A 14,077-nucleotide genomic window follows, 5' to 3' on the forward strand; every position below is an offset into this window, starting at 1 on the left:
TCCTATTTTCCTACTTCAATGCCAACGTAAACTGCTGCAGCCCAAAAGCTGAATTCTTGGGCGATCGCTAGGCCTAAACCAGTCAAGCCAAGATAGACATCCGTATCCAGATTTTTAAGCGTTTCTAATCCATCCTTGCCAGCTAGGTTTTCCTGTTCGGAGATGGCTTCTAAACATTCAAAATATTTTTTGACTACCTGCTTCTTCCCTTCTTGACTTAGGGCTGTTTCCTCAGCCTTGAGCCGCATCAATCCCCAGGTCGAAAGATAGGTATATAGCTCAACGGCTTGGTTTTTCTGTTCCTTTAGTCGAGCATCATCCTGCCCTGGCAAGGTTCTGAGTCCTTGTAATGCCTCATAGACAGGTTTACCTATCGTGCGCGGATCAAATCCCATGACTGCTCTCCTAATTCATAATTCCAGCGTTCTGACTCTCTACAGAAGACTAATTCGGGGCTAGCCAGGTTTGTACAAAACCGCGCCCAAGGCTTTCTTGCCCACCAATTTGTAAAATCTCATGGTCAGAAAGCAGAGTCTTAAAGCTCTCCTTGGCATCATCCGCCTTACCGTTAGCCTGGGAAGTAATGCCCCAAGGGAAATACATCAGGGTATCGGGGGGAATAGCCTCTTCATAGCGGAAACCACCATCCACTGTTTTGTGCTCATCGAGTTTGACTTTGACTTGTCGCCAAAGCGCCATTTGAATCAACGTGGCACAGTGTTTATCTGGCAACACCAGCACCCGTTCAATGCCCTTGGCTTCTTCAACCTGAGGGACGAAAATTTCCCAAGTATTCCAGTCTTTTAAGTCACTGGGTTTGAGAATGGCATCCTTGAGATAAACGGACTTTTGGCTATCCAGATTGGTACAGTAGTCGGTTGGGATTTCAGCTTCAATTTTGTTGAACTTTGCCCAGCGCCGCAGAAGTAGTGGGCTGCTGACCCAAATCACGCCGTGACTTAACGACGGCACTGGAACCCAGAGAATGGAAGCATCACCAATCCAGAGGTTACCTTGAACAAGCTGATTCAACTCTTTTGTTGTCGTTGTCTTATAGGCTGCGACCAGTGACGCATTCTTCTGATCATCAATCTCTGAACCAAACAAAAAAATCTGTTCCAGCTTAGCGTCAATATCTGTTTTCTCAGAAGGTTCCATCGTGGCGCGTAGTCGCCCACGAATGGAGCTAGAGGGAATGTAGGGCAAATTAGTGTGGGATTCGCGGGCAATGCCCAATAGATTTCCTTCCTGGGTCGCACCGCCTGTGTGCAAGGGAGACAAGAGATAGAGATAAACCAAGTCTTCAATCATTATTTATTCACTCCATAGGGAATCCAAAGCAGTTCGGTGTAGCCAAGCTGTCGCCATTTATAGGCTTTGTGAGTAGAGTTATCCTGATGCAGTTCCTCCGGACGTGCCAGATAATAAATACTGCCGGGAGGAGCGGCAAACACCTGGGGGGTGGGTACGCTATCATTGCCGTCTCGATGACGAGGACTGATGGGCACTGGCCGGTCAGTTGCCACACTCACCAATGGTCCCGGTGTTTGATTTTTGTTGGCAGCATGGGCTAGCTGCCACTCCCAGGGCCAAGCTCGACAGGTGGCGACGCCGTTGCGGGTACGCTCAAACACGCCAGGGGTGAGCAGATAGGCCAGCGATCGCGCCTTTTGGGGATCTTGAGTGAGCATAGCCTCTGCTGCTTGGTAGTTTTCCTTAGACTTGGCCTGTAGGGTGGCCCACTGCTCATCCAAGGTCAAGCACCGCTCAATTAAAACCCGATGCCCTTCCCCGCCTAGACGCATGGTTGCCGGAATGCCCAGGGCCTGTAATTGGGTATGGGTATCGTCGTCTAGGGCGATCGCCATACTCCAGCCCGAATGCAGCCGAATAGCATTTTCCACAAAGTAACCATCGCTGTCCTTAACGGTGCGTTGCCCAGGCTCGATAGCATTGTGGGGTCGTGATTCTACCGTCCAGGGCTGCGGGTCTATTCCTGTAGGGCATAGCCAATTTTCCTTAGTCAAGGATTTCTGTTGCAAGAGCTTTAGCACTTGGTTATAGGTCAGAAATTGTCGTAGTTTGCCGCTATCGGCTTTTTCTAGTTCTAATGGATGACCTTCCTCTGTCATGAGAGGCATAGGCATTTGCTGATCCCACATCCGCTTGGGCTGAGGCGAGAGCCAAGCTACCGGAACTAATGGGCGATCGCCCACATAGTGGAGAGGGCGGTGAAAATGCAACTGATCCTCGTAGTACAGGAATGGCCCCTTGAGGGTGATCGATTGCTTTGTTTGCAAGAAACCGCGAATGGCTCCTGCTAGGGCATGACCACTTGGCGGGAATACGCTGCCTGCCCAAGCGCGCTCACCAGGGGTAAAGGGTTTCGCATCTCGAAAAAGCAGCACATCTAGTGCGGTGAGGGTGTACCAGTACATGGAATGCTGGGAATTTTTAGACGTTTCGGATAGGTTAAGGACGGTGGCAATCATGACTCTTCTCCTGGCAGTTTGATATGGCGCTTCCGTAGGATGAATGCCGCTAATTTCAGCCAGCTCACAATCTCCTCTTGGCGCTTTGCGGGGTCATCCTTGGTCTTTTGCCACAGATGCTCTAGCCATTGGGTAAAAGCTTGCGCAAAGGTGTCCTTGACATCATCTTTGCCAGCAAAGAAGTCGCGGCGATCGCAAAAAGCGGTTACCCAAGGTTTGATAGCTGCCTCAATCGGTGCAGGGTGCTGTTGCCACACACTGGCTGCTTGCTCAAAGAGAGAAGGCTCTAGGTCATCCATTACGGTGAGGAGCGATCGCCACTGGTTAAATACATCAAACTTACTGGTGGAGATGAGCTGATTACCGTTGCCGTAGCGCACTCGCACCTGCACCGCATCTTTAAGGGGGCCGTCAGACGCTGCGTGCTTCTTGGCCTGTGCCTCGGCTTCCCAGAGGGATTCGAGAGCGATCGCCAGCGGCACTGAGTTGTGGGCAATCACCACCCCAAAGCTAATGCTGGCCTTCTGACTCATAGTGAACAGGGGGCGCTTGGGCAAGGGTGCTGTTTCTGCATCCCCTTGCCAGTGCCAATAGTCATCCCCGCTCTTGAAATATTCTTTCGAGAGAGAGCCAAAGCCTTTGTGCTGGGCAATTCGCAATTCTTCCGGATCTTTCTCACCTCTAAAGCACTGGCGAATATCCCATAGCCAGTTGTCCCACTCCCATAGGTTGGTGTAAGCCAGCACATCATCGCCACCACCGTAAATTAATCGTCCGGCATAGCGTTGTTCGGTTAGGTAAGGGACAAGCTGGTTAGAAAAATCCAGTAGCGCCCTAGAAAGCGCATTATATGTAGCTGGCCCCATCCGTTTTTTAACTTTTTTGCTGAACGCCATAAAGGCTGTCTTGAGGGCATCAGGCAAGTTACTTTGCTCTACTTTCTCCGCCAATCCTGACGGCATATATTCTCCATAAGTTTTCATATGTTTACCTTTCAGCCAGCCGTTCATGTCATCGCCATCGCCAGCGGCCAGCACATACCAATCGGCGGGAGAGTTGCTGGGATAGTGACGGTCTACTACCTGCTGCACTACTTGGCGATAGCCTCGGCGGATAGCTGCTAGGTTTTGTTGTAGTTCATGGACAATTCGCGAGTCTTGCTCGCTGCGGATGTGATCTTCCAGCTTTTGGATATCTGGACTTTCAATTTCTTCAAACAACCAGCCCGCATTGAGTAGCCTGGAATGATAAGGCTGTAGCCTTACTTGCTCATCAGCATCTATCCAAGGAATCCCCCACGATTGTCCTAGGGATTGATTCAGCCGCCCCTTTTCGGACTGAATAGCCTGATTGACCGCATGACAGGTGTTAATGAAGTGCTGTAAGTGGTCTTTTTTATCTTTATCTTTACAAGTCTTGAGATAGCCTGCTACGCCAGCAGTTAGGTCAGGATAGAAGGCAGAAATCGCATCTTCTTCGAGGCCAAATAAGTCTGCTAAGACGTGATGCAAGCCCCGTTTTAGCACTTCCGTTGCGTTGAGTTGTTCACTGCCGTCAAAAATGCCTGCGCGCTGCTGCCAAAGTTTCTTGACTGTAGTTTCTCCGACATAATCGGAGTCAGGATGCACAACTGGACCAAGACCAGAAATTGTCGATCGCCCCCCAAAGGCCGTGGGTAACACCCAATTGCGCGCATTTTTGGCTCCAGTGAGGGCTGTGCGCGTGCTGCTAAAGGCATAAGACCACCACGAACCAACGTTGACACTGAATCGCCCCTGCTTTTGCTTGAAGGCTTCCTGCAAGAAGTTCAGTTCTTCTGACGTGAATGGGGGTAAGGCTTCTGGATATTCTACCTCTGACTTTTCTGGCTGCTCTTTGTTCTTCTGGTGCTGAGGCCGTTCAACGCGATAGAGTTCAGCTAGCGTCTTCAGCCAGTCCTCAAGCTCTTGGTTGCGGTTTAGATCCAGCGCTGCCGTTTTCAGGTCATTAGCATCGTCTCCAATTGGCACTGCACTCCAGTAAGTTTGCCACTGACTATTCAGCCAACCGCCCCAGGTTTTATGGTCTTTGGTCAGGTTCGGCATCCAGCGCTTTTCGCTCTGAAGATTGTTAAACACCAGATTCCCAATCCGTAGCCATTCTTGCTTTAATACCGATTTTGCATACTGCATTGCAGCTTCCACTTTGGACTCTGGCAACAGCAACACAATGACGTTCGGGAATCCGGCAGTGAGAAGTTCCGAATGCCTCGGTTCTAGAACCCAGTTGGTAAAGTCAGTTTTCCAACCATCAAAGTTTGTATCTGGCAATCCATGCAAAAGCCAGTGATCGATTAAAGGTTGCTGAAACAGGCTGGGATATAAAATGCTATCCGGCCCATATTGCCAAGCTAGTGCCCAACATACCCGTGCTGAGAGGTAGTGCAAAATCCAGGAACCTGCCCAGAAATCTCGCATCTTGCGGCTGGCCTTAATTAATTCTTGAATAGGCGTGAAGGTGAAGGAGACCAGATGGGGTAGTTCTTTCTGACTGCCTTCGTTCCAGCGATCTAGATCTTCCGGTTTCAGGTTAAATCCGGTCAGTGTCCCTGCCAAGGCAGCGGTAATGCTGACATGATCCCAGATGGAACTGTCTGGCAAGCGCGTTTCGGCAGGCATAAATAGCAAAGATTCGTCATGGTCAAACGCTTGGCAGGTCGCCACTGGTAAACAGCGCCATAGCCACCAAAACACCTTGCGGGCATCGGTCTCTTTTTGAATGAATTCTGGTAGCAGTGTCTCTTCTAACTGAGTTAAAAAATCTCCCCGTTTAGGCTGTGTGATCTTTACATGGGCAGCGTCACTGACCTTTAACCTACGTGATTTGCCAGATAAGAGGTGTCGAGTTTCTAAACCTTCTTCGTTGTAGTTGATTGGGATGGATATGCTGCCGACGGCACCGCGATCGCTCGCCGAGGCAATATAGTCCGCCAAATGAATATGTTGCAGCGCCTTACCACCAGACTCTTCAGGATTCCAGCCGTTCTGCACCCAATCCTGCATCACTGTCAGATCACGCCAGAAGCTATTTCCCCCGCGTCCAGGATTACCGTGCAGCGCCTTTAGCACAGGGTCATGCAATAGCCCCCAGATTTTGGCTTGCCAGAAAAGTTGAGTCATGGTCGTGTGGTGCCCCCATCGCCTATGCGCGACCCGCGTCAAGTCGCAACTTTGCCCAGTATGAATAATGCGCTTCGAAAATTGGAAATCTTAATGCGAATGACGAAAATCTAGCTACCCTTGAGTTCCCAAATCGAGATGCTATTGCGTCACCAGAGACATCTCTTTAGCTGGCTTTGTAAGTGTTTATAACTAGATACAGACCTTCACGTTCTACTGGTATCAAGGTCCAAGTTTTGACAATCGCATGAAGAACCTTGTGCCTCAATGCTCCGCCCATAGAATTGAGATGTCGCTGGTTGAGACTTCACCGCATGGCCGACAACGTTCTCTGTCATATGCTCATAGGCCCTGCTGGGAGTGGTAAATCCACCCTGGCACAGCAAATGCAGCAGTGGTTTGCCCACAGTCACATCGTCTCGACTGATCGCATTCGTCGCGAGTTGTATGGCGATGAGGCGCACCAGGGCCACTGGCCCGAAATTGAAGCGATCGCCCTGCGCCAGATTCACGATGCCGTAGCAGCAGGCCGCAGCGTCATTTACGATGCCACCAATGCCCGACGCCCTTGGCGAATGGCACTACTCACCCAACTCCAACCCTTTGCCCCATGCTGGGTCGGATGGCAATTAAAGACTCCGCTAAAAACCTGCCATCAATGGAATCAACAGCGCGATCGCCAGGTGCCTACTGCTGTCATTAATGACCAGCACACCGCCTTACAACAGTTTCCACCACTCACGGCTGAGGGCTTTTGGGCGGTTTACTCCCTACCAGTCCCCCCGGCCATAGAGCAGATCGAGGCTGCCCTAAAGCGTCTGACACGGAGCCGCCAAAACCGACTGAACCGCACTCACCATCAGCAAATCACCTGGCATCGATATTCCACCCTGTTGGATTTTGACCGCCTCATGCACCTGATTAGTCTGCTAGTGCAATATCCAGGGTTGGGCGACTGGCATCACGCAGCACCAGAGAGGCTACAAACCTTAATCGGCTCCAGCGATCGCACCCTCACCACCGCCCTTGAGGAAATTGCCGTCGTGATGGCGCAGCAACGAGGAGCACTATACGCCGACGCACGACTCCTTGCCCAAGATTTAGCTTGGCTAGATACAAATGGTATCCTCAGCGTCACCCCAACTGACACGCCCCTCGCTTATCCCCCAACCCCTCACGATCCGGTCAACCCTCATCCTTATTCCGACTGGGATGCCTTTCAGCGGTTATTGCTGACCATTCGGTTTATCAGCCATCATCCGTTTCACTGGAATGCTGAACAAAAGAGTAGTCTCGACAGCCTCATAACTGAGATGCAGCGGCGAGAACTACTGATCGGTGAACATCAAGCCGCCATCCGCAAGGACTTTGAGCGGGTCCTCAAACCCTTTAGGATTTTGCCACCCTTTCGCCTACGACGTGGCTACTTTATCGGCACCGGAATCTTGACGGAATCGGAGTTACTCCAAACGGCTAGCCTACTGCAAGCCCAGGCCAAAAATATTCAAGACCCCCTCGCCCTATCGCTGCTAGACACCCTTCAGCAACGTCTCCAGCGTAGCCAGCATGACTTAGACAGTCTGTATCCCGTGCGAGCGATCGCCAATCGCATGATCATCAACCCCGATTTACTCCCAGCGGAGTCTCTAGCGCGATATCCCGAAACCATTGCAGACGATATTGAAGCCGGACAATTGCTCGAACTCAAGCGTTATAGAGGCGTTGGACGCTTTGACGATGAGCCAGACGAGTTCTTCCGAGCGTGGCCCTTACAATTGGTTTTTCGCAACATTGCCTGGTATCTCAGTTATGAACTGGCCGATGGCCCCGAAGCCGGACTACTGCAATTTGAACGGTTAGATCGCTTATTTCGCGGCCTGCCGCAACCGCAACAGCGATCGCTAAGTGCCCAACGCCATAGTCTCCAACGCCTACACCGCCTCCAGAGTGCAGGGGGGGGACTGTATCTAGGCCGCTCTGTTCAGCTACAGCAACAGTTTTTGAGTACCGATCCAGAACAGCAAAAAGCCGCTTCAACACAGGTCGAACTTTGGTGTACGGATAAAATCTTTGCCTTTATCAGTGAAGGTACTCAACGATTTCCGACAGACCAAATGCAAATGTCCGTCAGGCTGAATGGTCACCGATCTTCACACGACACCTTATTTTGTCTGCCTAAAAGTCAAGACCATCATTATCCCAATCGTCTGGTGCTGACCTTGCCGGTGTGGTCTTGTGAAGACATCGATCTGCGACGGTGGATTATTGGCTTTGGGGCTGAAGTCAAAGTCATCGCCCCTCCAGAACTCCAACAGCAGATCGTTCACATTGCCCAAAAGCTCTCCGTACTCTATCAAAACTAGCGATTTGAGCAGATTTGACGACGCCCTAGTCCAAAGCCATGGGGCATCGTTAACCGCAATGGAGGTAGATTCCATTCATGAAACATTTCTGGGCTGCACACAGACAATCTCGAAAATCGATAATTGGACCAGGGCTTTGATGCAGTATTTAGCAACTAAGACGGGAAAAATGAGGCGAGCACAAAGGCTGGCGTAAAGGACAACCATGCTGAATTGGCTGAAGCGATTATTTCAAGGCAACAGCAATCCGTCTTCAAGAAATTCTTCGGTCAGCGTTAAGCTTTCTAGCAAGGCGTCTCCACAAACCGATTGCATTCGCTCACCTCTCCCATCAACCAGACCTAGAACCCCTCCTCAATCTCCTGCGCCCGTTCCCCCGAAATCTAAAACTCGGGTTCCATCTCCGCCCCCTACGCCAACCGCTCTCTGGGTCCCGCCAGGCAAAAGTGTCAAAGTTAAAGATTATGTTATTCCCGGCGGGATGGTTTATGTCGGTACTCGCTTACAAACAGAAGGGCCGCATCCACGAGTCGATCCCTGCTTGATCAACCCACAGCTTAGAATTGCCGCCTCTCAACCTGACTATGAGGGCAGTGGAATGGGCTACTGGCCGTCTTACAGCGATATCCGCCCGGACTGCCGGGCCGCTTATCTAGAATGGCTATCCGGCGATCGCTGCGCCCCCGATGCTTGCATCGGGTACGTATTTCTCTTCTTTTACGGCCTGGAACGGCGAGTGCTCAGAGACTTCCAGGCGCTAAAGATCGATGTTTCTGAGGAACTGGCTCAAATCACGGCTGAAGTCGAGCGGCTATTGGAAATTTATAGGAGCAACGGCTCCTTTAGCAGTTACGGCTCTAGATTTTTGGAAATCTGCCAATTACTGCAAAATTTTGGGAATTGGGCAGACGTGGAGCCGCCGCTAACTCGAACCGGTTGGGAAATGCCCCTCGGCCTGAAGGTGACGCTGGGGCGCATGATTGCCGAGGGCCAGCCGATTCCTGCCGATTGGATGTGGTCCTGGTACCTTCATTCTGAACAGACTCGGTTGAGAACACCTGCTACTCGCTGTGCTGACGAGTTTCGCAAACTGCTGCGATCGCGCTACCAACAGCACTATGGCGCAGGGATGGTGATCAAGCCCAACAAACGCAAGTTAAAACTTGAATATCGTCCTGCCAGCTCTGGGTTCTTAAGCGTAAACCTCACTCATTTGCAGGGAAATCTCGGTGACCTGCCGGATATTTCGGGTCTTTCCGCTCCCCTCAATAAACTACAAACCCTGATCGACGAATGCACTGATGCCCTTGATCCCTACAGTCGCTGGCTCGGACGCAATGGCGAAAGTACTGATCCCAAGGCCGCTCTGGCCCTACTACCACCTGAATTAGTGGATGATTTAGAAGATCCCCATATCCGAAAACTGGAACAGTGGCTCGCTCAAACCCTGGGAGAAAATGAGCAGGTCGTTGTGCCCAGCCAGCAGCTTCTAGAAAAATGGTCTGCATCTTCTACGGGGAATCTGACCAAGAAAGAATCCACCACCTTAGCCAAAGCCATTGAAAATTTAGGCTATGGCATCGAACCAGATGTCAGATTTGGGGGTAAACCGCTGAAAAGTGATCACTCCATAGTGCTCTTCAAATTGCCTGGCGAAATTACGGCCGCCCCCTCTAAGGAATATACTGCTGCAATGCTGTTGCTCCATCTCGCGGCGACCGTAGCGAGTTCTGATGCCGCCATTGATGCTGCCGAACAGCAGGTTTTAGAAGCTCATTTGGAAAGCGCCCTCCACCTATCAAAGGCTGAACGGACTCGGTTAAGGGCCCATTTGACCTGGTTGCTGCAAGCAAAACTCAGTTTGCAAGGATTAAAGGCGAAGCTCAATCAGATGACTACCGATGAAAGAGCGGGGATTGCTGATTTCCTGATCAGCGTGGCTGGGGCCGATGGGTATATTAGTCCACAGGAAATCACGATGTTGACCAAGATCTATCCGCTGCTGGGTTTTGAGGCCGATGAGGTTTACAGCCACATCCACACATTCAATACAGCCTCTCCGGTGACACCAGCCACAGCTCCCGTAACGGTTAGATCCGCTGCTCAAACTGTCAGTGGCTTTGCTATTCCAGCTCCGCCAGAGGTTGAGGAAGACAGCCCAGAAAAAAGCGAGGCTCAAGATGGCTTCGGCTTCAATTTGGATTTAGCTGCCATCCAACATAAGCAGGCGGAATCCGCAAAAGTCGCTGATTTATTGGGAAACCTCTTTGAAGAGGATGAACCTGAAGCTGAAGCACCGGAGCCAGCATACGCAGCGGAATCGGAAGCTGCCATCGCCGGATTAGATGCGTTGCACTCCCAGTTGCTGCTCGCGATCGCCCAGCAAACCACCTGGCACCGGGAGGCGCTGGAAGCCAAGGCCGATGAGTTGGGACTCTTGCTGGATGGGGCTTTAGAGGTGATCAATGAAGTGGCCTTTGATGCTTGCGATGACCCGTTGACTGATGGGGAAGACCTGATCGAGATCGACACTGACGTTTTAGAACAACTACTGTCATGACTGCTGGGACCAAAATCAAAGCCAAAGACCGAGATGCCGTCATCCAATCCTTGCGGGCAGGGGTGGTACCTCGCAGCGGTCAGCACCTGATTCAAGTCGGACGGGTGCAAGAACTTGAAGCCCTGATCAAAGATGTTGATCGCATTGGCGATGGCGGCTCTGCCATCCGGTTTGTCATCGGCGAATATGGTTCCGGCAAAACCTTCTTTCTGTCTTTGGTCAGGGCGATCGCCCTGCAGAAAAAATTAGTCACAGCCCACGCTGATCTCACCCCGGATCGTCGCCTACATGCCTCGAAAGGACAGGCCCGCTCTCTTTATGCCGAGTTGATGCGCAACCTCTCAACGCGAGCCAAGCCCGATGGGGGTGCCCTCTCCAGCGTGGTCGAAAAGTTCGTCAGCTCAGCTATGACCGAGGCGCGATCGCGCGACGTCACTCCTGAGGCGATCATCCGAGAGCGATTAGAGCATCTGTCGGAGATGGTAGGCGGTTACGACTTTGCCGAAGTGATTGCCGCCTACTGGCGCGGCCATGACAATGGCGATGATGTCTTGAAAGCCAATGCTGTTCGGTGGCTACGGGGCGAATTTAGCACCAAAACCGATGCGAAAAAGGCTTTAGGCGTTCGCATGATTGTCGATGATGCCAACTTCTATGACCAACTCAAGCTCTTTGCTCGATTCGTGAAGTTGGCAGGCTACGGGGGGTTTGTCGTCTGCCTCGATGAGTTAGTAAACCTCTACAAACTTGCCAATACCCAGGCGCGTAAAAGCAATTATGAGCAAATTCTGCGCATCCTCAACGATAGCCTGCAGGGCACGGCTGATAACCTGGGCTTTGTTTTAGGAGGAACGCCTGAATTTCTCATGGATACCCGCAAGGGTCTCTATAGTTATGAGGCTCTGCAGTCTCGGCTAGCAGAAAATACCTTTGCCGGTAACGGCATTGTCGATTTCACTCACCCCGTGATTCGTCTGGCCAGTCTGAGCCAAGAAGATCTCTATGTCCTGTTGAGCAAGATTCGCCATGTCTTTGCCACGGGTGATGCAGTGGCTTACTTACTCTCAGATGCCGAGATTCAGGGCTTCATGCAGCACTGTTTCCAAAAGGTCGGTGAAGCTTACTTCCGCACCCCCAGGAATACGATCACGGCGTTTATCAACCTGCTGGCCGTACTTGAGCAGAATCCGGGCGTATCGGTCGAAGGGTTAATTGGCAAGGTCACTATCGAACCCGAGCAAAATCCTGATCTGCTCCCCCTTGAAGCAGAAGATGGCGATGAGCCCGCTGCCGCATCAAGTGCAACTGTACCTGCTGTGGAGGAAGCCGACGCCGATGACCACCTTGCCTCCTTCAAACTCTAGTGGTCAGGAACAGGCCTCTTCCGGGTTTCAGCAACTGCATCCAGGCGTTCAAAAATGGATTTGGCAGCAGCAATGGCCTGCCCTGCGCCCCATTCAAGAGCAGGCCATCCCGCCGATCTTGACGGGTGAGCAGGATGTCATCATCTCAGCCGCAACGGCAGGCGGTAAGACTGAGGCCGCTTTTCTACCCATCTTTTCTCGCTTAATGGAGGAGACTGGGGCCGGAGTCGGTGCCCTCTGCGTGAGTCCCCTAAAAGCGCTGATCAACGATCAGTTTCGGCGACTTTCAGAAATCGGTGAACTTTTGGAAATGCCCGTCACCCCTTGGCATGGCGATATTGATGCCGGGCGCAAAAAGCGTCTGCTCAAGCAACCCAACGGCATTCTCATCATTACACCAGAATCTTTAGAAGCCCTATTTGTGCGTCATGGACCAGATCTGGCAGCCGTTTTTCAGGGGCTCAATTATCTGGTGATTGACGAACTCCATGCTTTTATCGGCTCTGAGCGGGGCAAGCAGTTACAGTCGCTGATGCATCGCGTCGAGCAGGTGATTCGGCGAAGAATCCCGCGCATCGGACTGAGTGCCACTATCGGCGATATGGCACTGGCAGCCGAATTTCTGCGTCCCGGCAAAGCCGCCCAGGTCAACCTGATTCTTTCAGAAGAGGAAGGGCAGGAAATCCAAATTCAAGTGAGGGGGTACCGTAAAGCTGAGCCCAACTTGGAGAAAGACCTGAATTTAGATCCGGAAGAGGAGCCTGATGAAGCCGGTGACTCTCAGGATGAAATAGACATTGCGGCGCACTTGTTTCGGGTACTGCGCGGCGATACCAATTTGATCTTCATTAATAGCCGCTCTGACGTGGAGTCTTACACGGATCGCCTGCGACGCCTTTCTGAGCAGCAGCGGGTGCCCAATGAGTTTTTGCCCCACCATGGCAGCTTGTCTAAGGACATTCGTGAGGAGGCAGAGCAAGCGCTGAAAGGTGATAACCCCACAAACGTCATTTGCACCACAACCTTAGAAATGGGCATTGATGTGGGTGCAGTCAAGTCGATCGCTCAGGTAGGGGCTCCATTTTCCGTTTCCAGTACCCGGCAGCGATTGGGGCGATCGGGTCGCAAAGGGGGCGATCCCGCCATTATCCGGTTCTACATTACTGAACCAGAGGTAACACCGACGACGTCGAAGTCAGATACCCTGCATCCGGCTCTGGTACGAACCATTGCGATCATTAACTTAATGGTGTTTGAGCGCTGGTGTGAGCCGCCAATCGTCACCAAATTACATCTATCAACGCTGATTCAGCAGGTATTGTCGCTGATTGCTCAGTATGGGGGCGTCAATGCGCTACAGCTTTATCAGGTGTTGTGTCAGACCGGGGCTTTTCGGCAGGTGTCCCAGGAGATGTTCGTCAAGCTGCTGCGGCAGCTAGGAGCCAAAGATTTGATTCAGCAGACCCATGATGGTGTATTAATCCTGGGTCTAAAAGGTGAACGGCTGGTGAACCATTACAGCTTCTACACAGCCTTTAAGACACCGGAGGAATACCGTATTGTCACCCGAGGCAAGACGTTAGGCACCCTACCAATTATCTTTCCTCTGTTTGAGGGGATGTTCATGATCTTTGCCGGTCGCCGCTGGAAGGTATTGTCGGTAGATGCTGAACGCAAAGTAGTCGATGTGGCAAGGGCCGCTGCCAGGAAGGTGCCCAGGTTCAGCGGCGAAGGTGGATTCATTCACAACAAAATTCGTCAGGAGATGTCTCGGATTTACCGCTCCGACGATATTCCAGTATTTTTAGATAGAACTGCACTTGACCTGCTACAGGAGGGCCGAGAAAACTTCTTTCGTCTGGCTCTAGAAAGCCGCTATCTGGTAAGAGATGGTCAGCATACACTGCTGTTTTGCTGGATGGGAAGCCAGGTAGTCAATACCATCTGCCTCCTACTTCGCACTCAAGGTTTAGCAGTGGAGCCCGCTGGAATTGCCATTATGGTGCGAGATATCAGTCCGGAAAGACTCCTGGAACAGCTAAAAGCTGTGGTAAACATGGGACCGTATTAAATGTCAAGTACATAGGCGTGTCGCGACAACTACATAGGCGGATGAGTCGTCGGCAAAGCGCGATCGGCA

At 51.6% G+C, this 14,077-nt stretch carries 8 protein-coding genes; 4 read left to right on the top strand and 4 right to left on the bottom strand.

All coding sequences use genetic code 11. The annotated features are described in order from the left end of the window. Window positions 1-2 precede the first annotated feature (2 nt). From JUK32_RS07775 to cas10, 4 genes are read right to left on the bottom strand one after another with little or no spacing between them, the layout of a single operon-like run. Window positions 3-395, bottom strand: a complete 393-nt coding sequence (locus tag JUK32_RS07775) for a hypothetical protein (protein ID WP_204138287.1) — start codon at window positions 393-395, stop codon at window positions 3-5. 49 nt (window positions 396-444) lie between these two features. Next, window positions 445-1,311: a type III-B CRISPR module RAMP protein Cmr4 gene (gene cmr4 / locus JUK32_RS07780; RefSeq protein ID WP_204138288.1), complete on the bottom strand. Its 867-nt coding sequence runs from the start codon at window positions 1,309-1,311 to the stop codon at window positions 445-447. Then, entirely contained in the window at window positions 1,311-2,492 is a 1,182-nt protein-coding gene (locus JUK32_RS07785; protein ID WP_239112434.1) for a type III-B CRISPR module-associated Cmr3 family protein, read from the bottom strand. The genes cmr4 and JUK32_RS07785 overlap by 1 nt, the downstream gene beginning before the upstream one ends. After that, window positions 2,489-5,650 (bottom strand): type III-B CRISPR-associated protein Cas10/Cmr2, encoded by a 3,162-nt coding sequence (gene cas10 / locus JUK32_RS07790; RefSeq protein WP_204138289.1) that lies wholly within the window; start codon window positions 5,648-5,650, stop codon window positions 2,489-2,491. The genes JUK32_RS07785 and cas10 overlap by 4 nt, the downstream gene beginning before the upstream one ends. Window positions 5,651-5,964: 314 nt before the next feature. On the opposite strand from cas10, the gene JUK32_RS07795 reads away from it, so the two are divergent. From JUK32_RS07795 to JUK32_RS07810, 4 genes are all read left to right on the top strand, one after another. Continuing rightward, entirely contained in the window at window positions 5,965-8,013 is a 2,049-nt protein-coding gene (locus tag JUK32_RS07795) for an AAA family ATPase (protein ID WP_204138290.1), read from the top strand. A gap of 205 nt (window positions 8,014-8,218) precedes the next feature. After that, complete coding sequence (locus tag JUK32_RS07800; protein WP_204138291.1) at window positions 8,219-10,573, top strand: TerB N-terminal domain-containing protein; 2,355 nt, start codon at window positions 8,219-8,221, stop codon at window positions 10,571-10,573. Continuing rightward, entirely contained in the window at window positions 10,570-11,937 is a 1,368-nt protein-coding gene (locus JUK32_RS07805) for an ATP-binding protein (protein ID WP_204138292.1), read from the top strand. The genes JUK32_RS07800 and JUK32_RS07805 overlap by 4 nt, the downstream gene beginning before the upstream one ends. Then, window positions 11,909-14,008, top strand: coding sequence for a DEAD/DEAH box helicase (locus tag JUK32_RS07810; protein WP_204138293.1), 2,100 nt, complete (start codon window positions 11,909-11,911; stop codon window positions 14,006-14,008). The genes JUK32_RS07805 and JUK32_RS07810 overlap by 29 nt, the downstream gene beginning before the upstream one ends. Window positions 14,009-14,077: the final 69 nt, after the last annotated feature.

The organism is Halomicronema sp. CCY15110 (assembly GCF_016888165.1).
GTDB lineage: Bacteria > Cyanobacteriota > Cyanobacteriia > Phormidesmidales > Phormidesmidaceae > Halomicronema.